We start from the raw sequence: 21,980 nt of genomic DNA on the forward strand, positions 1-21,980 counted from the left end.
GGAGAACGACCGTCCGCTACCCTCCCAACTTCCCAGGGGAGGGAACACGAACATGCACGTCACACGCACGCGCGGCCGCCGTCTCGCGGCCGCCGCCGTCACCATCGTCCTCGCCGCCACGGGCGGCACGCTCACCGCACTCCCGGCCACGGCCGCACCCGTGCCGGGAGCCACGCAGCAGGACCAGCAGACCACCGTGCCGTTCCCGCGTGACGCGGACGTCGTCGGCGCGGGCCCGAGCGGCTTCCTGTCGAAGACCCGCGGCAGCGCGCCCGAGTACCGCTGGACCTGGTACGCGGACGGCTCCTCGACCGTCCTGCCCGGCGCCTACGCCGTCGGCGGCGGCACGGACCTCGTCGTCACCGGCGACCAGTCCCTCGACTACACCAGCCGACGGCTGACGGTCCACGACATGTCGACGCCCGCCACGGCCGCCGCGGCCCCGGTGGAGGTCGATCTCGACGCCCTCGGCGGCTACCACCTCTCCGGCATGGCGGGCAGGACCCTCCTCCTCACGCGGGAGGAAGCCGGTATCTGGCGCGAGTACGCCGCCACGATCGAGGGCGGCACGGCGAAGGTCCGCTGGCTCGTCGGGGGGCCCGGCCACGAGTGCTACCCCGGCGAGGAGGGCTGGTCCGACACCGGTTCCATGCTCTACGACTGCTGGATCGGCGACAGGCCGATGTCCGCCAAGGTCCTCGTCGACCTCGCCTCGGACAACAGGCCCACGTACCTGCAGGTCGAGAACGAGTACGCCGGGCAGGGCGCCGTCTCCGCGACGCACGTCGCCTGGCGCGAGTCGAGGCTCTCGGGCAAGGGGATCGTCGTCGCCCGCCGCGGTGCCACGACCGAGCCCAAGTGGATTCCGACGCCCGACGAGGACGACCCGCTGTACCTCGTCGGCGGCTGGCTGGCGTACGGGCAGAAGGCCCACATCGACTGGTCCGACGACGGCCGGCCGCACCCGACGAAGCGGCCCTTCACCGTCCGGTCGGCCGAGACCGACGAGAAGGCCGTCCTGCTCACCGCCTTCTCCTCCGCCGTCGCCGGCCCCGACGGCTCGCTGCTGGTGCGCGGCGGCAACCCCGAGCAGGGCGAGGGCCTCTACCGGATCTCGCCGCGCGCGGACGGCGGCCGGCCGGAGATCGAACTGGTCGCGTCCACGGGGCAGTCGACCGTCATCACCCTCAACGGCTCCAGCGTTCCGCAGACGCTCTCCGGCGACCAGCTCGCGCGCGGGGTCGACTTCGGCTGGGACCTGTCGCGGGGGGACGCGACCGTCACGCTCACCCTGAAGCACATCCGCAGTGGGCAGTCGCTCGTCAAGACGTGGCCCGCCCCCGCTCCCGCCGACCTCGTCGACGGGACACCGCGCACGTTCACCTGGCACTGGGACGGCAAGGACCTGGAACGCCCGGACGGGCGGCTGAGCCCGGCCCGCGCGGGTGAGTACGAGTGGAAGATCGTCGCCACGCCCGACGAGGGGATCGGTCCCGAGCTGGTCACCACCGGCCGCCTCGCCGTGAACCGGCCGGTGGCGCCGCACGACTTCGACGGCGACGGCACCGCCGACCTCTTCGGCCGGAACCCCGGCGGTCTCCTGCGGTCCTTCCGGAGCGAGCCCGTCACGGTGGGCGGATCGGTCAAGAGCCTCGGCTGGGAAGACGTCGGTGGCGGCTGGCAGACCTTCGACCGGCTGGAGACGGCGGGGAACATCGCGGGATCGTCCTGGCCCGACGTCCTCGCCCGGGACACGACGGGCGTCCTGTGGCTGTACCAGGGCACCGGCGACCGGCACAAGCCGCTCTCCGGCAAGACCCGGATCGGCGGCGGCTGGCAGACGTACGACCGGATCGCGGCCGGCAGCGACGTCACCGGCGACGGCCGTCCGGACCTCCTGGCCACGGACAAGTCCGGTGTCCTGTGGCTCTACCCGGGCACCGGGAACGCCACCGCCCCCTTCTCCGCCCGCAAGGCGATGGGCGGCGGCTGGGGTGTCTACAACGAGCTGGTCGCCGTGGGGAACTTCGCCGGAGCCCCGGCCGGTGACCTGCTGGCCCGGGACAAGGATGGTGTCCTCTGGCAGTACCTCGGCAAGGGCGACGGCACCTTCGCCGCCCGCACCCGGGTCGGCGGTGGCTGGGGCGGCTTCAGGAGCCTCGTCGGCGTCGGCGACGCCAACGCCGACGGGTACGCCGACCTCATGGCCGTCGCCTCCGACATGACGTTCTACGCCGGTACGGGGAGCTGGAACGCGCCGCTCAAGGGCGGGGTGAAGACCGACGTCGCGGGCTGGGTCCACGACAACGACATCGCGTTCTAGTCCCGCGCCCGATCGTCCGGGGTGAGGGCGCACTCCGCCCACACCGTCTTCCCCGGCGCCCCGCTCCTCGGGCACCAGCCCCACCGCTCGGCGAGCGCGTCGACGAGCAGCAACCCCCGGCCCCCGTCCGCAAGTTCCGGACGGGGGCCGGGGGATTCTCCGGGCCGGGGAGGTACGCGCTCCGCCCGCGTGTCACTCACCTCGACCCGGGCGACCCCGCCGGCGACGCGCAGGGAGAGCCGGAAATCCCGCCCCGGCACGTGCCCGTGCCGCACGGCGTTCGTCGCCAGCTCGGCGGCGACGAGCACGGTGGTCTCGTGCGCCTCTGTCCCGTACGGGACACCCCACTCGTCCAGCCGAACGGCGACGAGGCGCCGCGCGAGCCGGGCGCCCCGGGCGGTGGACGTGAACCGCAGGGCGAAGACCCGGCTCCCCAAGTAAGGAGAGGCCGTGGAGAGTTGGGTGGTGACGGTGGGGCTGAGGTTGTTGCTCGTCATGCCCACCAAGCTCCTCTTGGTGGCGTAGCGTGACCAGGGGTGACGCACCGACGCGATGAGCTTGTACGTGCCGTGTCGGTGCCGGTACGAGAGGCGGGGCGCGGTGGCGGAAGAGCGGGCGGGCGCGGAGCCGGAGCCGGAGTCGGGGCCCGGGGTGGACGCGGGCCGGTCGGCGGACAAGTCCGGGCAGGGTGTGGTGGCGGCGTTCGGGCAGAGCCTGAAGACGCTGCGGACGCGGGCGGGGATGGAACGGGAGGAGTTCGGCAAGCGGCTGGGCTACTCGGCGTCGACCATCGCCTCGTTCGAGCAGGGCAGGAGGATCCCGCCGCCGCGCGCGATCGACCGGTCGGACGAGATCCTCGACGCGGGCGGGCTGCTGACGGTCTGGAAGGACCAGCTGGAGAAGGCTCAGTATCCGGCGTTCTTCCAGGGGATGGCTCAGCTGGAGAAGCAGGCGATAGAGCTGCTGGCGTACGACACTCTGGTGGTCAACGGTCTGCTCCAGACCGAGGGGTACACGCGGGCGCTGCTGAACAACCGGCGACCGCCGCTCGACGTGGAGACCATCGAGCAGCGCGTGACGGCCCGATTGGCCCGACAGGAGATCTTCGACCGGTACCCCGCGCCGTTCCTGAGTTTCGTCATGTGCGAGTCGGTGCTGCGACGGAAGTTCGGCGGGAGTCAGGTGTGGCGCGGGCAGCTGGAACAACTGCTTCTCGTCGGTCAGCGGAGGAACGTCGAACTCCAGGTCATGCCGCTGGCCTGTGAGGAGAACACCGGCGTGGACGGTCCGTTCACCGTCATCACTCGCGAGGACGGCAAGAGGTTCGTCTATGCCGAGGCGCAGGGCGCCAGTGTCCTGGAGACCGACCCCAAACCAGCGGTCCTCGCCGCCGCCCGCTATGGGATCATCCGCTCGCAGGCTCTCACCCCGCGAGAGTCGCTGGCGTTCATCGAGAAGTTGTTGGGAGAGCTATGAACAACGCTGAGCCCCTCGCCTGGTTCAAGAGCAGCTACAGCGGCGCCGAGGGCGGCCAGTGCATCGAGGTCGCGACCGGCGCGGGTGCCGTCCACGTCCGGGACTCCAAGGACGTGGCCCGCCCGGCCCTCCGGGTCTCGCGCGACGCCTGGGCCGGCTTCGTCGGGCTCGCCTCGGCGGAGTAGGTACATGCGGCGGTTGTACGCGGGAGTGCCCTGCTTGTCCGAAACGGGCCGGCAGGGCACTCGCGTTACGGGGAAGGATGCAGGCTCAGACATCACCACCGGCCGTCCGGCCGCGATGGAGCAGCCCGTACTCGACCTGCCCGGTGGGTGGGAGCTACGGCTCTGTCACTCGGTGGCCGACACGGCCTCCTGTCGTGGCGGAGAAGGCGCGGCACTCCTTCGAAGGCACCATGCGCAGCGCGCTGTTGCACGCCGACGGATGGCACGACGAGCATCTGCACGCCCTGGTCCGGGGCGACCTCTGATCGGGGCGACCTCCGATCAGGACGCCCCCTGGTCGTGCGTCTCCTCGTTCCGGTCGCCGCCCGCGACTTCCCGCAGGACCGGGAAGCGGCGCGGTGCCAGCGTCAGCAGGACCAGGAGCGCGAGGGCGGCCGCGGCCGCCGCGCCCACGAAGACGTAGTCCACCGCCGCGTCGACCGCCCGGCGCAGTTGGTCCATGGCCTCGGCCGTCAGGGAGTCGGGGGCGTCCAGGGCGCGGGACAGGGAGTCCAGGTCGCCGCCGCCGAGGCGGGCGGCGAGGACGCCGTTCGCCACGGCGCCGAACAGCGCCGCGCCCACGCTCTGGCCGACCTGTCGGCAGAAGAGGACCGAGGCCGTGGTCGTGCCCCTCTCCTCGTACGGGACCGTCGACTGGACGCCCACGATCAGCGGCAGTTGGAAGAGACCGAGGGCCGCGCCCAGGAGCAGCATGATCAGTGCGGGCTGCCAGGGCTCCCCGGGGAACGGCAGGAACGGGAACGCCAGCAGCAGGACCAGCGCGAGCGAGATGCCGATGACGGCGGTGAGGCGGAAGCCGATCCGGCCGTAGACCCGGTTCGAGAACGCCGCGCTGATCGGCCAGCTCAGGGTCATCACCGACAGCACGAAGCCGGCCGCTATCGGCCCGAGGCCCAGGACCGACTGGGCGTACGTCGGCAGGAAGACCGTCGGCGCGACCATGAGCAGGCCCAGCGCGCCCAGGGCGAGGTTGACGGCGGATATCGTGCGGCGGCGCCAGACCCAGCCGGGGATGATCGGGTCCGCCGCGCGCCGCTCGACGACCACCGTCACCGCGCCCAGGACGGCCGCTCCGGCGAAGAGGCCGAGGGACGGGGCCGACAGCCAGGGCCAGGCCACGCCGCCCTGGACGAGCGCGGTCAGGAGCAGCGTTCCCGTGGCGAAGATCGCGAGCGCGCCGGCCCAGTCGATCCGGACGCGTTCGCGTGGCGCGGTGCGCTTCGGTTCCTTCAGGTGCCTGACGATCAGCCACAGCGCCACCAGGCCCACCGGCAGGTTGATCAGGAAGATCCAGCGCCAGTCCGCGTACCCCGCGAGGAGGCCGCCGGCCGCCGGGCCCGCGACCGAGGAGGCGGCCCAGACGGAGGAGAGCTTCGCCTGGATCTTGGGGCGTTCCTTCAGCGGGTACAGGTCGGCGGCGATCGTCTGGATCGTGCCCTGGAGCGCGCCGCCGCCGAGGCCCTGGACGACGCGGAAGGCGATGAGGGAGGCCATGTTCCAGGCGGCCGCGCACAGCAGGGAGCCGATGAGGAAGAAGACCACCCCGGCGATCAGGACCGGCTTGCGGCCGAAGGTGTCGCTGAGCTTCCCGTACACGGGCAGGGTGACGGTCACGGCGAGCAGATAGCCGGAGAACAGCCAGGAGAAGACGGCGAGTCCGCCGAGGTCGCCGACGATCTGGGGGACGGCGGTGGACACGATCGTGCCGTCGATGGCGGCGAGCCCCATGCCGAGCATCAGGGCGGCCACTACGGGACCGCGGCGGGCGGCTGGGGTGGTCGGAACCGCTTGCGCGACCCCCTTCACGTACGGCTCCGTCACCGCGGCGTTCCTTTCTTCGTACACCTAAATGTTCGGGGTCAGGGTCCCACCAGGACCACGGGTGGAGGAACCCCTAGGGGCATCTCCCCCATACGGGCCAGGGGCGCTTCGTCCCGGCGGAGGAGGAGAACCGGCCTTCGCGGTTCTTAACTTGAACTTACAAACCACCCACTGCTCCACTCACCGCTCCGAGGAGAAAACCGTGACCACGGCTGTGACCATCCCCAGGCACGGGGGTACTGGAGGGCGTACGGCCGTCGCCGCGCGGGCGCGTCAGGTCGTCAAGGCGTACGGCTCCGGGGAGACCCGGGTCGTCGCGCTGGACTCCGTCGACGTCGACATCGCCCGCGGACAGTTCACCGCGATCATGGGACCCTCGGGTTCCGGTAAATCGACCCTGATGCACTGCCTCGCCGGGCTCGACACCGTCACCAGCGGCGAGATCTTCCTCGACGAGACCGAGATCACCCGGCTCAAGGACAAGAAGCTCACGCAGCTGCGCCGGGACCGGATCGGCTTCATCTTCCAGGCGTTCAACCTGCTGCCGACCCTGAGCGCCATCGAGAACATCACGCTGCCGATGGACATCGCCGGCCGCAAGCCCGACGCCGAGTGGCTGCGCCGGGTCGTCGACACCGTCGGCCTCTCCGAGCGGCTCAAGCACCGGCCCAACGAGCTCTCCGGCGGTCAGCAGCAGCGTGTGGCCGTGGCCCGCGCGCTCGCCGCCCGGCCCGAGATCATCTTCGGGGACGAGCCGACCGGAAACCTGGACTCGCGGGCGGGTGCCGAAGTCCTCGGCTTCCTCCGCACCTCGGTCGACGAACTGGGTCAGACGATCGTCATGGTCACCCACGACCCGGTCGCCGCCTCCTACGCGGACCGGGTCCTCTACCTCGCCGACGGGCGGATCGTGGACGAGATGCTCCGGCCGACCGCCGACGCCGTCCTCGACCGCATGAAGGACTTCGACGCGCGCGGGCGGACGTCATGAGTGTCATGAAGACCTCGCTGCGCAACTTCTTCGCGCACAAGGGGCGGATGGCGCTCTCCGCCATCGCCGTCCTGCTCTCCGTCGCCTTCGTCAGCGGCACCCTCGTGTTCACCGACACCATGAACACGACGTTCGACAAGCTCTTCGCGTCGACCGCCTCCGACGTGACCGTCAGCCCCAAGGGTGCGGCGGTCGAGGACGGGGCCCCGCAGTCCGGCCGCCCCGAGTCCTTCCCCGCCTCGCTCGTCGAGCGGGTCCGGAAGACCGAGGGTGTCCAGGCCGCGCAGGGCTCGGTCATCTCGACCAGCGTCACCGTCGTCGACGCGAAGAACAAGAACGTCGGGCCCACCAGCGGTGCTCCGACCATCGCCGTCAACTGGAGCCCCAACGAGCTGCGTTCGGTGGACATCGCCTCCGGCCACGAGCCGCGCGGCCCCACCGAGGTGATCGTCGACGGCGCCACCGCCGAGAAGCACGGTCTGAAGCTCGGCGACGAGCTGCGGACGGTCTCCGTCACCGGTGACTTCACCGCGAAGATCTCCGGCATCGTCGAGTTCAAGGTCACCAACCCGGGCGCCACCGTCGTCTACTTCGACACCGCCACCGCGCAGCGCGAACTCCTCGGCAAGGAAGGCCTGTTCACCCAGATCACGGCCGACGCGAAGCCCGGTGTCAGCGACGACGCCCTCAAGAGGAACATCGCCGCCTCGATCGGCGGCGGCTACAAGCTGCAGACCGCCGCCGAGGCCGCCGACGCGGGCCGCGAGGACGTCGCCGGCTTCCTCGACGTCATGAAGTACGCGATGCTCGGCTTCGCCGGAATCGCCTTCCTCGTCGGCATCTTCCTCATCGTCAACACCTTCTCGATGCTGGTCGCCCAGCGCACCCGCGAGATCGGCCTCATGCGGGCCATCGGCTCCAGCCGCAAGCAGGTGAACCGTTCCGTCCTCGTCGAGGCGCTGCTCCTCGGCTTCTTCGGCTCGGTCGCCGGTGTCGGCGCGGGCGTCGGGCTCGCCGTCGGACTGATGAAGCTCATGTCCTCGATCGGCATGGAGCTCTCCACCGACGACCTCACCGTCAAGTGGACGACCCCGGCCGTCGGTCTCGCCCTCGGCATCGTCGTCACCGTCCTCGCCGCCTACATCCCGGCCCGTCGCGCCGGGAAGGTCTCCCCGATGGCCGCCCTCCGTGACGCGGGCACCCCCGCCGACGGCAAGGCCGGCTGGGTGCGCGGCGGGATCGGTCTCGCCCTCACCGGCGCCGGAGCGGCCGCGCTCGTGGCGGCTTCCCGTGCCGCGGAGGCCGGTCCCGGTTCCCTCTGGCTCGGTCTCGGCGTCGTCCTCTCCCTCCTCGGCTTCGTCGTCATCGGCCCGCTCCTCGCGGGCGGAGTCGTCCGCGCCCTGGGCGTCGTCGTCCTGCGGATCTTCGGCCCGGTCGGCCGGATGGCCGAGCGGAACGCGCTCCGCAACCCGCGCCGCACCGGCGCCACGGCCGCGGCCCTGATGATCGGCCTCGCGCTCGTCGCCGCCCTGTCGGTCGTCGGCTCCTCGATGGTCGCCTCGGCCACCGACGAGCTGGACCGGTCCGTCGGCGCCGACTTCATCGTGCAGTCCGGCACCGGGCAGCCGATCGTGCCGCAGGCCCAGGCCGCCATGGAGAAGACCCCGGGCCTGGACCACGTCAGCGAGTACAAGTGGGTCGACGCCACCGTCACCGACCCCCGCGGCAAGACCACGACCGCCGACCTGGCCGCCACCGACCCGTCGTACATGAAGGACCTGCGCCGGGAGACCACCGCCGGCACCCTCGCCGACGCCTACGGCAAGGGCGCCATGTCGGTCGGCAGCGACTACGCCACCGAGCACGGCGTGAAGGTCGGCGACGTCCTGACCGTCGCCTTCAAGGGCGGCGAGAAGGCGAAGCTGAAGGTCGCGGCGATCACCGCCGACACCGGCCAGGTCGACAAGGGGGCGATGTACACCAACGTCACCACCCTCGCCGAGTACGTCCCCGCCGAGCGGATGCCGCAGAGCCTGCTGGTCCTCGCCAGCGCCAAGGACGGCCAGGAGACCCAGGCCTACCAGGCCCTCAAGGACGCGCTCGCGCCCTACCCGCAGTACAAGGTGAGCAACCAGGCCGACTACAAGGAGGAGCTGCAGAACCAGGTCGGGCAGCTGCTCAACATCGTGTACGGGCTCCTCGCCCTGGCGATCGTCGTCGCGGTCCTGGGCGTCGTGAACACCCTGGCCCTGTCGGTCGTCGAGCGGACCCGGGAGATCGGCCTCATGCGGGCCATCGGCCTCTCCCGCCGCCAGCTGCGCCGCATGATCCGCCTGGAGTCGGTGGTGATCGCCCTGTTCGGCGCGCTGCTCGGCCTCGGCCTGGGCATGGGCTGGGGCACCGCCGCCCAGAAGCTCCTGGCCCTGGAAGGCCTCGGGGTCCTGGAGATCCCCTGGTCGACGATCCTGACCGTCTTCGTCGGATCGGCCTTCGTGGGCCTCTTCGCGGCCCTGGTCCCGGCCTTCCGGGCGGGCCGGATGAACGTCCTGAACGCGATCGCGAGCGAGTAGCGGTCGCGGGAGGGAACGGGGGAACGGGGGAGTACGGCCCCGGTGCACACGCACCGGGGCCGTACGGCTGTCCGGACGTTCTGCCGTTCCGGCGTTCGGACCGCCGGCGCCCTTCCTTCGGGCGACTGACAGTGGCACGTCGTAGGCTGGTCACTTGCCGGGCCGTACGCGTCCGGTACCACCCCGGCCCGTGAGACGTGTCGGGCTGTTCGCGTTGCCCGCCCCCGTCACCCACCGGGATGGAAAGCTTCATGAGCCTGCACGGCCTGCTCGATGTAGTCGTCAAGGACACCGCCCTCGCCGAGGCCGTGAAGGCCGCCGCCGACGGGAACCGCCCGCACGTGGACCTGGTCGGCCCGGCGGCCGCGCGGCCCTTCGCCGTCGCCGCGCTCGCCCGGGACTCGGGGCGGCCGGTGCTCGCGGTGACCGCGACCGGACGGGAGGCCGAGGACCTCGCCGCCGCGCTGCGGTCGCTGCTCGACCCGGACAGGGTCGTCGAGTACCCCTCCTGGGAGACCCTGCCGCACGAGCGGCTCTCGCCCCGCTCCGACACCGTCGGCCGCCGTCTCGCCGTACTGCGTCGGCTCGCGCACCCCCGGGACGACGACCCGGCGGCCGGCCCCGTCAGCGTCGTCGTCGCACCGATCCGTTCCGTGCTCCAGCCGCAGGTCAAGGGCCTCGGGGACCTGGAGCCGGTGGCGCTGCGCTCGGGGCAGACGGCGGACCTGAACGAGATCGTGGAGGGCCTCGCGGCCGCCGCGTACTCGCGCGTGGAGCTGGTCGAGAAGCGCGGCGAGTTCGCCGTGCGCGGCGGCATCCTGGACGTCTTCCCGCCGACCGAGGAGCACCCCCTCCGGATCGAGTTCTGGGGCGACGACGTCGAGGAGATCCGTTACTTCAAGGTCGCCGACCAGCGGTCCCTCGAAGTGGCCGAGCACGGACTCTGGGCGCCGCCCTGCCGTGAGCTGCTGCTCACCGCGGACGTACGGGAGCGGGCGGCGGCGCTCGCCGAGGCCCACCCGGAGCTGGGCGAACTCCTGAACAAGATCGCGGAGGGGATCGCGGTCGAGGGCATGGAGTCCCTCGCGCCGGTCCTCGTCGACGACATGGAACTGCTGCTCGACGTCCTCCCCGAGGGGTCCATGGCCGTGGTCTGCGACCCGGAGCGGGTGCGGACCCGGGCCTCGGACCTGGTGGCGACCTCCCAGGAGTTCCTCCAGGCCTCGTGGGCGGCCACGGCGGGCGGCGGCGAGGCCCCGATCGACGTCGGCGCGGCCTCGCTGTGGGGCATCGCGGACGTCCGGGACCGGGCGCGCGAGCTGGGGATGTCCTGGTGGTCGGTGTCGCCGTTCGCGGCGGACGCGACGGCCGACGGCTCCGGCGGGGACACCCTCACCCTCGGCATGCACGCCCCCGAGTCGTACCGCGGCGACACCGCCCGCGCCCTCGCCGACACCAAGGGCTGGCTGGCCGACGGCTGGCGCACGGTCTACGTCACGGAGGCCCACGGCCCCGCGACCCGTACGGTCGAGGTCCTCGGCGGCGAGGGCATCGCCGCCCGCCTCGACGCCGACCTGGCGGAGATCTCCGCGTCGGTCGTGCACGTGGCGACCGGCTCCATCGACTACGGCTTCGTCGACGCGGCCCTCAAGCTCGCCGTCCTCACCGAGACCGACCTGTCCGGCCAGAAGGCGGCCGGCAAGGACGGCCAGCGGATGCCGGCCAAGCGCCGCAAGACCATCGACCCGCTGACCCTGGAGGTCGGCGACTACATCGTGCACGAGCAGCACGGTGTCGGCCGGTACGTGGAGATGGTCCAGCGGACCGTGCAGGGCGCGACCCGCGAGTACCTCCTCGTCGAGTACGCCCCCGCCAAGCGGGGCCAGCCCGGCGACCGGCTGTACATCCCGACCGACCAGCTGGAGCAGGTCACCAAGTACGTCGGCGGCGAGGCACCGACCCTGCACCGGCTCGGCGGCGCGGACTGGACGAAGACGAAGGCGCGCGCGAAGAAGGCCGTCAAGGAGATCGCGGCCGACCTGATCAAGCTGTACTCCGCGCGCATGGCCGCCCCCGGGCACGCCTTCGGCTCCGACACCCCGTGGCAGCGCGAGCTGGAGGACGCCTTCCCGTACGCGGAGACGCCCGACCAGCTGTCCACCATCGCCGAGGTGAAGGAGGACATGGAGAAGACCGTCCCCATGGACCGTCTGATCTGCGGCGACGTCGGCTACGGCAAGACGGAGATCGCGGTACGGGCCGCCTTCAAGGCGGTCCAGGACGGCAAGCAGGTCGCGGTCCTCGTCCCGACGACACTGCTCGTGCAGCAGCACTTCGGCACGTTCAGCGAGCGCTACTCCCAGTTCCCGGTGAAGGTACGGGCGTTGTCCCGCTTCCAGACGGACACCGAGGCGAAGGCGACCCTGGAGGGCATGCGGGAGGGCTCGGTCGACGTCGTCATCGGCACCCACCGCCTCTTCGCCTCCGAGACCAAGTTCAAGGACCTGGGCCTGGTCATCGTCGACGAGGAGCAGCGGTTCGGCGTCGAGCACAAGGAGCAGCTGAAGAAGCTCCGCGCCAACGTCGACGTGCTCACCATGTCGGCCACGCCCATCCCCCGTACGCTCGAAATGGCGGTGACGGGCATCCGCGAGATGTCGACGATCACCACCCCGCCGGAGGAGCGGCACCCGGTCCTCACCTTCGTCGGCCCGTACGAGGAGAAGCAGATCGGCGCCGCGATCCGGCGTGAACTGCTGCGCGAGGGCCAGGTCTTCTACATCCACAACCGGGTCGACTCCATCGACCGGGCGGCGGCGCGGCTGCGCGAGATCGTGCCGGAGGCGCGGATCGCGACGGCGCACGGCCAGATGAGCGAGACCGCCCTGGAGCAGGTCGTCGTCGACTTCTGGGAGAAGAAGTTCGACGTGCTCGTCTCCACGACGATCGTCGAGTCCGGCATCGACATCTCCAACGCCAACACCCTGATCGTGGAGCGCGGCGACAACTTCGGCCTCTCGCAGCTCCATCAGCTGCGCGGCCGTGTCGGCCGAGGCCGGGAGCGGGGTTACGCGTACTTCCTGTACCCGCCGGAGAAGCCGCTGACGGAGACCGCGCACGAGCGGCTCGCGACGATCGCCCAGCACACCGAGATGGGTGCCGGCATGTACGTGGCGATGAAGGACCTGGAGATCCGCGGCGCGGGCAACCTGCTCGGCGGCGAGCAGTCCGGCCACATCGCGGGCGTCGGCTTCGACCTGTACGTGCGGATGGTCGGCGAGGCGGTCGCGGACTACCGGGCGCAGATGGAGGGCGGGGTGGAGGAGGAGGCCCCGCTGGAGGTCAAGATCGAGCTTCCGGTCGACGCCCACATGCCGCACGACTACGCACCGGGCGAGCGGCTCCGCCTCCAGGCGTACCGCTCGATCGCCTCCGCGAACTCGGAGGAGGACATCAGGGCGGTCCGCGAGGAACTCACCGACCGCTACGGCAAGTTGCCGGAGCCGGTCGAGAACCTCCTCCTGGTGGCCGGCCTGCGCATGCTGGCCCGCGCGTGCGGCGTCGGCGAGATCGTCCTCCAGGGCGCGAACATCCGCTTCGCCCCGGTGGAGCTGCGCGAGTCGCAGGAACTGCGCCTGAAGCGGCTGTACCCGCGCACGGTGATCAAGCCGGCGGTCCACCAGATCCTGGTGCCGCGCCCGACGACGGGCAAGATCGGTGGAAAGCCGGTGGTCGGACGCGAACTGCTGGCGTGGACCGGGGAGTTCCTGACGACGATCCTCGGCTCGTAGGGGAAGCCGGGGGTGCGCCCAGGGCGCACCCCCGACCGGGAACTACAGCTCGTTCAGGTCCAGTGCCCCGGCCATCGCGCGGTAGCCCGCGTCGTTCGGGTGGAGGCCGTCGCCCGAGTCGTAGGCGGGGAGGATGCGGTCGGGGTCCGTCGGGTCGGCGACCGCGCGGTCGAGGTCGACGATCGCGTCGTACGTGCCCGAGGTGCGGACCCAGTCGTTGAAGGCGTCGCGCTTGGCCTCGTTGGCGGGGGTGTCGTAGAAGGAGCCCTTGACCGGGGTCAGGGTCGCGCCGATGACCTTCAGGCCCTTCGCGTGGGCCTGGCGGACCAGGGTGCGGTGGCCCTTGATCAGTTCGGCCACGGAGACGTCGGGGGTGGGCGCGGCCGGGAAGGTCACGGTGCTGCCGCCGATGTCGTTGAGGCCTTCGAGGAGGATGACCGTACGGACTCCCCGCTCGTTCAGGACGTCCTGGCGGAAGCGGGTCAGGGCCTTCTCGCCCGCCCAGGTCGTGTCGTTGACGACCTGGTTGCCGGCGATCCCCTGGTTGAGGACGGCGCGCGGCCGGCCGGCCGCGGCCAGGCGTTCGGCGAGTTCGTCCGGGTAGCGGTTGTCCGCGTCCGTCGTGGAGCCCACGCCGTCGGTGATCGAGTCGCCGAAGGTGACGATGCCGTCGCGGCGGGCGGTGTCACGGCCCCCGGTGACCTCGACGCCGGAGAGGAAGTACCAGGAGGTGCCGGACTCCTTGAAGGCCGAGCCGTCGACGTCCGCGCGGTGGTCGCCGTCGGCCCGGTAGCTGGTGGCGCCGGCGATGTGGTGGAAGGTGGCGGGGCCGGTCCGGCCCGCCAGGTAGAGGGTGACGGTCAGCGACTCGAAGGCCTTGACCGGGAACGGTGTTCCGTCGCTGAGAAGGGTCCCGCCGACCGGGATCGTCGTGGACGGACGGCCGTCGAAGCGCAGGGTGCGGACCGAACCCGCCCGCACCGCGCCGCCCTTGTCCGTGCGGGCGACGGTGGCGCCGGTGACGCGCAGCGGGGTGGTGCCGTAGCGGTTGCTCAGCTCGATGCGGGCCCGCGTACCGGAGGCGGTGACGCGGACGGTCTGTCGCACGGTGTGGTTGTCGAAGCCCTGCTGCGACCAGTTGGGGGCGAACGGCGCGGTCGGTGCCTGCGGGGACGCGGCCCAGGCGCCGCGCCAGGAGGCACCCGCTCCCGTGTGGTCGGGGGTGGCGAGGGCGGTCGGCGCCAAGGCGACGGTCGCCGTGGTGAGCAGGGCTGTCGCGGTGCGACGGAGGGTGTTCGAGGTTCTCATGTTCTCCGTCAATTGCTGACCGACGCGGGCTATTCCCCGTCTTCCGGTTCGCCGGGCGGGAGTTGGCCGGTGAAGAGCAGGCCGGTGAGGGAGCGGAAGTACTCCTCCGGGTCCCGGTCGCCCAGTGCGCCCGTCACGTTGTGGGTGAGGAGCAGCGTCGCGAAACCGTGGGCGAGCGACCAGGCCGCGATGCCCGCCGTACGGGCGTCGGGGACGTCCGTCAGGTCGGCGACGCCCGCGCGGAGTTCGGCCGAGGCGCGTTCCTTGGCGGCGAGCAGGTCCGGGTCGTCGGCGCGCAGCAGTTCCGGCTGGAACATGACCTGGAAGTGGGCCGGGTGCTCGACCGCGAACCGCACGTACCGCACCCCGCGTTCGCGCAGCTCGGGCGCGGAGGCGAGGGCCTCGGCGAGGAGCCCGTACCCCTCGGTGGCGAGGGCGGTGAGGAGCCCGGTGCGGTCCTTGAAGTGGTGGGCGGGCGCGGCGTGCGAGACGCCCGCGCGGCGCGCGAGGTCGCGCAGGCTGAGCGCCGCGGGGCCGTCGGCGGCGATGACGTCGAGGGCGGCGGCGAGGACCGCCTGCCGCAGGTCGCCGTGGTGGTAGGAACTCCGGCTCGTGCTCGTCATGGGAGGAGCCTAGCGGTCATCTAGTCATTGACAAGTTCGGGGGTCGCGGAGCACTATCTAGTCACTGACTAGATAGTGAGTGAGCGAAGAGGAGCCTGCCGTGGAATCCGGACGCGTACGTCAGATGTGGCACCTGCTCGAACCCCTGCACGCCCTGCTCTACTACGCCCCCGAGGCCTTCGACGAGGCCGCCGCCCTCGGCTACGACACCTCCGAGCGCTGGCCCTCGTACTTCGCCTGGCGCATCGCGCCCCTCGGAGCCGCCGGCCCGGACCGGGTGGCCGGCGCCTTCTACAGCTTCAGCCCCGCGATGATCGCCCGGTACGTCCCCGCCGTCTGGGAGACCGCCGCCCCGGCCGACGTCCTCGCCGCGCGGCTCCGGGCCGTCGACCGCACGTACCGGGCCGTCCTGGGCGAGGAGCTCCTCGCGAGCCCCGAACTCGCCGAGGCCGCCGCCCTCGCCCGCGCGGCCGCCGACGGGGCGACGGCGACCGCCGACCCCGCCGTCGCGCGCCCGCTCGCCGTCGCCAACGCCGCCCTGCCCCGGCCCGAGGCCCCGCACCTGGTCCTCTGGCAGGCCGCGACGATCCTGCGCGAGCACCGGGGCGACGGGCACCTCGACGCCCTCGTCGACGCGGGGCTCGACCCCGTCGAGGCGCTCGTCTCCTTCGCGGCGATCGGCGCCGCACCCGAGCCCGTCTTCGAGAGCCGGGGCTGGAGCGCCGAGGAGTGGGCGGCGGCACGCGACCGCCTCACCGCCCGGGGCCTCCTGGACGCGGACGGGGCCGCCACCGAGGCGGGCCGCACCCTGCGCGCCGAGGTCGAGCGGCGTACGGACGAGCTCGCCGCCGCCCCCTGGGCCGCCCTCGGCCCGGACGGCACCGCCCGGCTCGCCGAGCTGCTCGGCGGCCCCTGGCTGGCCGCGATCGGCTCCGGCCTGCTGCCCTCCGAGAACACCCTCGGCATCGGCAAGGTGTGAACCGTGCGGTCCGTGGGGCCTTCGACCCGTCCGATTCGGGACCAAGGGTGCGAAGGCCCCCGTATCGCTCGGCCTAGGATTCCAGGGTGTTGACGTATCGAAGGACCCTGGCCGCCTCGGCACTTGCCGTCGCCGCGCTCATAACCACCGCCTGCTCGCCCGGAGCTGACAGCCCGGAATCCGGCGGGGGCGCGGGCGGAAAGCCCGCCGCGCGCGGGACCGCCCTCGCCGCCGTGGACACGCTCACCGTGAAGGGCCGCGCCCCGAAGACCGGTTACGAGCGGGAGAAGTTCGGTCGCGCCTGGGTGGACGTCGACGGCAACGGCTGCGGCACCCGCGACGACATCCTCAAGCGCGACCTGGCCGGCGTCCGGTTCACGGACGGCCGTTGCAAGGTCGCCTCCGGCACCCTCGCCGACGACCCGTACACCGGCACCAGCGTCCGCTACGTCCGGGGCCGCAGCAAGGTCGACATCGACCATGTCGTCGCGCTCTCCGACGCCTGGCAGAAGGGGGCGCAGAAGTGGGACGGGGAGACCCGGCGCCGGTTCGCCAACGACCCGCTCAACCTGCTCGCCGTCGACGCCTCCACCAACCGCCGCAAGTCCGACGGCGACGCGGCGACCTGGCTGCCGCCGAACAAGGCCTACCGCTGCACCTATGTGGCCCGGCAGATCGCGGTGAAGAAGAAGTACGGGGTGTGGGTGACGGGCGGCGAGCGGGACGCGATGAAGCGGGTCCTCGGCGGGTGTCCGCAGCAGAAACTTCCGTAGCGGGTGCCGGATCCCGGAAATCCGATTGGCATGGCCGGAAATGATCTTTAGCCTGCTCGTATGGACCTGAACATATCGACCCTCGCCGAGCGCCCCGAACTGGAAGGGCCGATGTGGGGCATGAGCGACCTCTGGCCCGAGTTCATGATGTACGACCCGGTGGGCTGGGCGAACATGGGGCGGATCGCGCGCGAGCTCCCGGAGTTCGTGCTCGTGGCCACCGACACGGAGGGCAAGGTCGTCGCCCGCGGCTTCTGCGTCCCGTTCCGCCTGGACGTCGACGGCCGCCGCGAGCTGCCGGCCCGTGGCTGGGACGAGGTGATGCTCTGGGCGTTCTCCGACCTGAAGCACGGCCGGGAGGCCGACACCGTCAGCGCCATCGAGATCACGATCGACACGAGCGCCCTGGGCCAGGGCCTCTCGCACCGGATGCTGGCCGCCATGCGCGAGCACGTCGCCGGGCGCGGCTTCGCCGAGCTGGTCGCCCCGGTCCGCCCCAACGGCAAGCACCTGGAGGCCGAGGCCTCCATCCACGAGTACGCCTTCCGGACCCGCGAGGCCGACGGGCTGCCGCACGACGCGTGGCTGCGCGTCCACGTCCGCGCGGGCGGTGTCATCGAGGCGGTGGCCCCGGCCTCGATGACGGTCTCCGGGTCCGTCGAGCAGTGGCGCAAGTGGACCGGCCTCCCCTTCGACGTGGACGGCCCGGTCGAGGTCGAGGGCGCGCTCGTCCCCGTCCACTGCGAGGCCTCGCGCGGTTACGCGGTCTACGTCGAGCCCAACGTCTGGGTCCGGCACAGTCTCTGAACGTTCGCGCACGACAGTCTCTGAACGTTCGCGTACGTACGTACGTACGCGTGAGGGGCCGCATTCCCCCCCGGGAGCGGCCCCTCACCCGCACGCGTGTCCTCCGCGTGGGTCATGTGGTCAGTCGGTCTTGACGATGTCGTCGGCCGCCGGGATCTTCGCCACGACCGGCTTCCCGTACTGCGAGAAGGCGATCGTCCCCGGCTCGTCGCCGCCCACCGTGACCATCTTCAGGACGTACGGCGTGCCCTCCGTGGCCACGTACAGCGTGGACGACTCGCCGTCGTCCCCCGGCTCCGTCAGCTTCAGGGCCTTCTGCCCGTCGACGGTGGTCTCCTCGCCCTTCACGATGCCGCTCGCCCCCTGCTCGAACCCGCCGAGGAGCGACTTCAGGTCGCAGAGCTCCAGCATGTCCTTCGCGTCGGGGTCGGAGAGCGGCGCCTCCAGCCAGCGGCCCCTGAGCTCCTTGAGCGTGGCCTCCTGGACCTCCGGGCTCTCCTCCTGGACCTGCTCGCGCAGGTAGGCCTCGTCGAAGCGCATGTACACGCTCTTGCCGTCGGCCTTGACGAGCTCGGCCGTGCTGGTCGCTCCCAGGGTCAGCGTGCCGGCGCACTTCCCCCGGGTGTCGAGGGCGAGAAAGCCGCTCGTCGGCTCGTCGGCGGATCTCAGGTCGACGCGCACGGTCACGGACTTCGCGGTCTTCGTCGCCGCGAAGGCCTTGTCGACGATCTGCGACCCCGTCAGGTCCCCGAACGCGCCCGCCGGCTTCTCGTCCTCGCCGAACGGGCCGCAGGCCGCGGCGCCGAGCGCGACGGTCGCGCACAGCAGGGCGGCGACGGCGGTCCGGCGGGTCCGGGGGCGGGGGTGGGCGTGTGCGCGCATGGTGGTGGTGTCTCCGAGAGGGGGAGTGCGAGGGGAGGGCGGGGGGCCGGACCGGCTCGGGTCAGCCGATCTTCAGGTCCCACTGGGTGGCGTCGTAGGCGAAGCCCGGGGCGACCTCGACGGTCAGGTTCTTGGCGTCCTTCGGGGCGTCGAAGACGTAGGTGACGGTGGCCTTCTTGCCGGGCAGGACGGTGCCTTCGAAGCCCGTGCCGGCCTTCTCGTCGAAGACCTGCTCGGCCTCGACGCCGTCCTGGCCCGCCCGCGCGTTCACCATGACGGCCACGGCGTCGAACTTCTCCTTGCCGGCGTTCTTGACGACGACGGTGACCTGGTAGGCCTTGTTGCCCTTGGTGTGGCCGGCCGCGTACTCGCTGGGGGTGAACGGCTTGGGGTTCGAGACCGTGACCTCGACGTCGTCCTCGTAGACCTGGGTGTCGCCGGCCGCCAGGCTGCCGCTCTTGTCGGCCGGGGGCTTCGACGCGGAGTCCGCGGGGGCCTTGCCGTTCGGGGTGCTCGACGGGTCCTTCGGAGCCGTCTCCTTGATGCTCTTGTCGAGCTCGTCGACCGCCTCGCTGACGGCCGTGACCGTGATGACCAGGCCGACGACCGAGAGGACCAGGGACACGAGGCCCAGGATGGCGCCGGTGAGCGTCACTCCCTTGTTGTTCGCCTCGCCGCGCTTCACGCGGCCCTTGCCGACGAGGCCCAGGATCAGGGCGATCAGGCCGAGGATGCCGGCCAGCCAGAAGAGGAGCGGGATCAGCCCGGAGAGCGTGCCGATGATGCCGAGGATCAGGGCGGCGGTGCCGAGTCCGTTGCGCATGTGCGTGTGGGGCGCGGCAGGCGGAACCTGGGTGTCGTACGACATGGGTGTGTCCTCCCGGACAGAGAAGATGTCTGGCGCGATGGGTCAATCAGACCAGAGCCTGTGAACCGAGTCAACACGGTTCACGAGAGACGGGTCGACTCACGCTGTGAAGTGGTGCTGTGGACGTTCGTCAGTAAGATCGGAGTCACACGAGGACGCGTCAGCGGGTGAGCCAGGGAGATGGGTCGGGTGCCGGAGAGCGCAGGAGAGTCGGGCGCAACAGAGGTGACCGCCGCCGGGATCGCCCGGCTCGCCGGGGTCGGACGGGCCGCCGTCAGCAATTGGCGCCGCCGCCATCCCGATTTCCCCAAACCCGTGGGCGGCACGGAGACCAGTCCGTCCTTCGCCCTCGCCGAGGTCGAGCGATGGCTGCGCGACCAGGGCAAACTGGCCGAGGTCCCGCTCCGAGAGCGCGTCTGGCAGCAGATCGCGGGCCATCCGGCCGGCGCGGTCACCGCCCTCGTGCACGCGGGCTGCGCGCTCCTTCTCGTACGGGACCGGTCGGCGGCCTGGCCGTCGCTGGCCGAGCTCCCGGACGAGCGGCTCGTGGAGGTGCTGCCGGTCGCGCTGGAGGAGACGCTCACCGAGCGCATCGGTCCGGAGCGGGCCGTCCTCACCCCCACCGCGACCGCGTTGAAGCCCTCCGTGCCCCTTCTGCGGGGAGCCGCCGAACTCGCGGCCGGGACGGGCGTCCAGGAGGCCTTCGAGTTCCTGCTCGGCCGTCACCTCGACGCCAATCCGCGCCAGTACACACTGACGCCACCCGGGCCCGCGTCCCTCATGGCGGCACTCGCCGGAGCCGGAACCCGTAAGGAAGCCGGAGCCGGAACCCGTACGGAAGCCGGAGCCGGAACCCGTACGGAGGCCGGAGCCGGAACCCGTACGGAGGCCGGAGCCGGAACCCGTACGGAAGCCGGAGCCGGAACCCGTACGCAAGAGGGGGCCTTCACCCCCCTCACCGTCCTCGACCCCGCCTCCGGCACCGGAAGCCTGCTGAGTGCCGTCGAACACCCCGGTGCCGTCTGCGGCCAGGACGCCGACCCCGATCTCGCCGCGCTGACCGCCCTGCGCCTGGCACTCTCCACCGACGCCGACATCCGGGTCCGGACCGGTGACAGCCTTCGTGCCGACGCCTTCCCGACGCTGGCCGCGGACGCCGTCCTGTGCCACCCGCCGTTCAACGAGCGCAACTGGGGCCACGACGAGCTCGCCTACGACCCGCGCTGGGAGTACGGCTTCCCGGCCCGCACGGAGTCCGAACTGGCCTGGGTGCAGCACGCCCTCGCCCGGCTCCGCCCCGGCGGGACCGCCGTCCTCCTCATGCCGCCGGCCGCCGCCTCCCGCCGTTCGGGCCGCCGGATCCGCGCCGATCTGCTCCGCCGCGGCGCCCTGCGGGCCGTCGTCGCGCTGCCCGCGGGCGCCGCACCCCCGTACGGCGTCCCGCTCCACCTGTGGGTGCTGCGCAAGCCGGTCCCGGGCGAGCGCCACACCGCCGAACTCCTCCTCGTCGACACCGCCTCCGAGCACACCGGTCCGTCCAGGGACGGTCAGGGCCGGGACCGGCTCGACTGGGCCGCCGTGCACACCGCCGTCCTGGAGGCCTGGACGCCGTTCGACCGGGACGGGACCGTGGCCGGGGCGCCGGGAGCGAGCCGCTCCGTCCCCGTCATCGAGCTTCTGGACGACGACGTGGACCTTGCTCCGGCCCGGCACCTGCCGCCACCCGCCGCCGCCGAGGGCGCGGCCCAGCTGACGGGCGTACGGGAGCGGCTGACGGAGACCCTGCGCCGTACGCGGGAACTGACGCCGCCGCCCGTGACCGACCCGGCGGGCGCCGTCGGCGTCGGCCGGCCCACCACGACGGTCGGCGAACTCGCGCGCGCCGGGGCCCTGACGCTCCGCGCGGGCGGTGCGGGCACGACCCCGGCCGACGCCCCGGTCGCCGTCCTCACCGACCACGACGTCCTTTCCGCGCAGCCGCCGTCGGGCGCGCTGCCCGACGGCCCGCCCGAGGAGCCCGTCCTCCTGGCCGCCGGTGACGTGGTCGTCCCGGTCCTGGGCGGCGGCGCGATGATCCGGGTCGTCGAGGACTCGGCGGAGGGCGCCGCGCTCGGCCGCAACCTCCAGCTGTTGCGCCCCGATCCGGCGGCCCTCGACCCCTGGTTCCTGGCGGGCTTCCTCCGGGCCACCGCCAACACCCGCCAGGCCAGCAGCTACGCCTCCACCGCGACCCGCGTGGACGTCCGCCGCCTCCAGCTCCCCCGCCTGCCGCTGTCCGAACAGCGCCGCTTCGGCGACCGCTTCCGCGCCCTGGCCGCCTTCGAGGACGCCCTGCGCGAGACCTCCCGCCTCGGCGACCAGCTGGTCCAGGGCCTGTACGACGGACTGGCCGACGGCACGGTGGCGCCCTGACGACCACCTGATCCGTCACGTCCGCCCGGCGGCTCGCGCGGCACCTCGCGGGGGCTCCTCTCGGCAACGGTTCGGGGTATCCCGGATCCGCTGTCCGAATCGGTGTATACG

General features: G+C 72.0%; 16 protein-coding genes. 10 read left to right on the plus strand and 6 right to left on the minus strand.

What is annotated here, in order from left to right; genetic code table 11:
- The first annotated feature begins 52 nt into the window (after window positions 1–52).
- On the plus strand, window positions 53–2,323 hold the full coding sequence (locus tag OG259_RS24920; RefSeq protein WP_328944286.1) for an N-acetylmuramoyl-L-alanine amidase: 2,271 nt from the start codon (window positions 53–55) through the stop codon (window positions 2,321–2,323).
- On the opposite strand, the gene OG259_RS24925 is transcribed toward OG259_RS24920, so the two are convergent.
- A complete protein-coding gene (locus OG259_RS24925) occupies window positions 2,320–2,820 on the minus strand; it encodes an ATP-binding protein (RefSeq protein ID WP_328944287.1) in 501 nt (166 codons plus the stop codon). The two genes, OG259_RS24920 and OG259_RS24925, sit on opposite strands and share 4 nt — an antisense overlap.
- A 103-nt stretch (window positions 2,821–2,923) precedes the next feature.
- Here OG259_RS24925 and OG259_RS24930 point away from each other — a divergent pair, with 103 nt between their 5' ends.
- Window positions 2,924–3,799, plus strand: coding sequence for a helix-turn-helix domain-containing protein (locus OG259_RS24930; protein ID WP_328944288.1), 876 nt, complete (start codon window positions 2,924–2,926; stop codon window positions 3,797–3,799).
- Complete coding sequence (locus OG259_RS24935; RefSeq protein WP_328944289.1) at window positions 3,796–3,984, plus strand: DUF397 domain-containing protein; 189 nt, start codon at window positions 3,796–3,798, stop codon at window positions 3,982–3,984. The genes OG259_RS24930 and OG259_RS24935 overlap by 4 nt, the downstream gene beginning before the upstream one ends.
- A gap of 321 nt (window positions 3,985–4,305) precedes the next feature.
- Here OG259_RS24935 and OG259_RS24945 read toward each other — a convergent pair whose 3' ends face one another.
- The gene (locus tag OG259_RS24945; RefSeq protein ID WP_328944290.1) at window positions 4,306–5,865 is read right to left on the minus strand and encodes an MFS transporter; all 1,560 of its coding nucleotides are present in this window, start codon (window positions 5,863–5,865) and stop codon (window positions 4,306–4,308) included.
- Window positions 5,866–6,067: 202 nt separating this feature from the next.
- Between OG259_RS24945 and OG259_RS24950 the strand changes: the two genes are divergently transcribed.
- From OG259_RS24950 to mfd, 3 genes are all read left to right on the plus strand, one after another.
- Entirely contained in the window at window positions 6,068–6,856 is a 789-nt protein-coding gene (locus tag OG259_RS24950) for an ABC transporter ATP-binding protein (RefSeq protein WP_055601397.1), read from the plus strand.
- Entirely contained in the window at window positions 6,853–9,426 is a 2,574-nt protein-coding gene (locus OG259_RS24955) for an ABC transporter permease (RefSeq protein ID WP_328944291.1), read from the plus strand. Before OG259_RS24950 ends, OG259_RS24955 begins: the two co-directional genes overlap by 4 nt.
- A 251-nt stretch (window positions 9,427–9,677) precedes the next feature.
- The gene (gene mfd / locus OG259_RS24960; protein WP_328944292.1) at window positions 9,678–13,217 is read left to right on the plus strand and encodes a transcription-repair coupling factor; all 3,540 of its coding nucleotides are present in this window, start codon (window positions 9,678–9,680) and stop codon (window positions 13,215–13,217) included.
- 42 nt (window positions 13,218–13,259) lie between these two features.
- Here the strand turns inward: mfd and OG259_RS24965 are convergent, their stop codons facing one another.
- Window positions 13,260–14,525 carry an SGNH/GDSL hydrolase family protein gene (locus tag OG259_RS24965; RefSeq protein ID WP_328944293.1) on the minus strand — a complete coding sequence of 422 codons (1,266 nt, stop codon included), beginning with the start codon at window positions 14,523–14,525 and terminating at the stop codon, window positions 13,260–13,262.
- A 29-nt stretch (window positions 14,526–14,554) separates the two neighbouring features.
- Complete coding sequence (locus OG259_RS24970) at window positions 14,555–15,148, minus strand: TetR/AcrR family transcriptional regulator (protein ID WP_328944294.1); 594 nt, start codon at window positions 15,146–15,148, stop codon at window positions 14,555–14,557.
- 124 nt (window positions 15,149–15,272) lie between these two features.
- On the opposite strand from OG259_RS24970, the gene OG259_RS24975 reads away from it, so the two are divergent.
- The 3 genes from OG259_RS24975 to OG259_RS24985 all read left to right on the plus strand — a co-directional run bounded on the left by OG259_RS24975 (window position 15,273) and on the right by OG259_RS24985 (window position 17,707).
- Entirely contained in the window at window positions 15,273–16,127 is an 855-nt protein-coding gene (locus tag OG259_RS24975) for an SCO6745 family protein (RefSeq protein WP_328947167.1), read from the plus strand.
- An 86-nt stretch (window positions 16,128–16,213) separates the two neighbouring features.
- The gene (locus tag OG259_RS24980) at window positions 16,214–16,900 is read left to right on the plus strand and encodes an HNH endonuclease family protein (RefSeq protein WP_328944295.1); all 687 of its coding nucleotides are present in this window, start codon (window positions 16,214–16,216) and stop codon (window positions 16,898–16,900) included.
- Between the two features lie 60 nt (window positions 16,901–16,960).
- Window positions 16,961–17,707 (plus strand): N-acetyltransferase, encoded by a 747-nt coding sequence (locus OG259_RS24985; RefSeq protein ID WP_328944296.1) that lies wholly within the window; start codon window positions 16,961–16,963, stop codon window positions 17,705–17,707.
- A 120-nt stretch (window positions 17,708–17,827) separates the two neighbouring features.
- Here the strand turns inward: OG259_RS24985 and OG259_RS24990 are convergent, their stop codons facing one another.
- Window positions 17,828–18,589 carry a hypothetical protein gene (locus OG259_RS24990; protein WP_328944297.1) on the minus strand — a complete coding sequence of 254 codons (762 nt, stop codon included), beginning with the start codon at window positions 18,587–18,589 and terminating at the stop codon, window positions 17,828–17,830.
- 61 nt (window positions 18,590–18,650) lie between these two features.
- A complete protein-coding gene (locus OG259_RS24995; protein ID WP_328944298.1) occupies window positions 18,651–19,457 on the minus strand; it encodes a DUF4190 domain-containing protein in 807 nt (268 codons plus the stop codon).
- A gap of 225 nt (window positions 19,458–19,682) precedes the next feature.
- On the opposite strand from OG259_RS24995, the gene OG259_RS25000 reads away from it, so the two are divergent.
- Entirely contained in the window at window positions 19,683–21,869 is a 2,187-nt protein-coding gene (locus OG259_RS25000) for an N-6 DNA methylase (protein WP_443052140.1), read from the plus strand.
- Window positions 21,870–21,980: the final 111 nt, after the last annotated feature.

This window comes from Streptomyces sp. NBC_00250 (assembly GCF_036192275.1).
In the GTDB taxonomy this organism is placed as follows: Bacteria; Actinomycetota; Actinomycetes; order Streptomycetales; family Streptomycetaceae; genus Streptomyces.

Bases quoted from the DNA above. Each gene is read 5' to 3' on its own strand.
- OG259_RS24920 (WP_328944286.1), top strand. From the start codon at position 53: ATGCACGTCACACGCACGCGCGGCCGCCGTCTCGCGGCCGCCGCCGTC.
- OG259_RS24925 (WP_328944287.1), bottom strand. From the start codon at position 2,820: ATGACGAGCAACAACCTCAGCCCCACCGTCACCACCCAACTCTCCACG.
- OG259_RS24935 (WP_328944289.1), top strand. From the start codon at position 3,796: ATGAACAACGCTGAGCCCCTCGCCTGGTTCAAGAGCAGCTACAGCGGC.
- OG259_RS24955 (WP_328944291.1), top strand. From the start codon at position 6,853: ATGAGTGTCATGAAGACCTCGCTGCGCAACTTCTTCGCGCACAAGGGG.
- mfd (WP_328944292.1), top strand. From the start codon at position 9,678: ATGAGCCTGCACGGCCTGCTCGATGTAGTCGTCAAGGACACCGCCCTC.
- OG259_RS24965 (WP_328944293.1), bottom strand. From the start codon at position 14,525: ATGAGAACCTCGAACACCCTCCGTCGCACCGCGACAGCCCTGCTCACC.
- OG259_RS24970 (WP_328944294.1), bottom strand. From the start codon at position 15,148: ATGACGAGCACGAGCCGGAGTTCCTACCACCACGGCGACCTGCGGCAG.
- OG259_RS24975 (WP_328947167.1), top strand. From the start codon at position 15,273: ATGTGGCACCTGCTCGAACCCCTGCACGCCCTGCTCTACTACGCCCCC.
- OG259_RS24985 (WP_328944296.1), top strand. From the start codon at position 16,961: ATGGACCTGAACATATCGACCCTCGCCGAGCGCCCCGAACTGGAAGGG.
- OG259_RS24990 (WP_328944297.1), bottom strand. From the start codon at position 18,589: ATGCGCGCACACGCCCACCCCCGCCCCCGGACCCGCCGGACCGCCGTC.
- OG259_RS24995 (WP_328944298.1), bottom strand. From the start codon at position 19,457: ATGTCGTACGACACCCAGGTTCCGCCTGCCGCGCCCCACACGCACATG.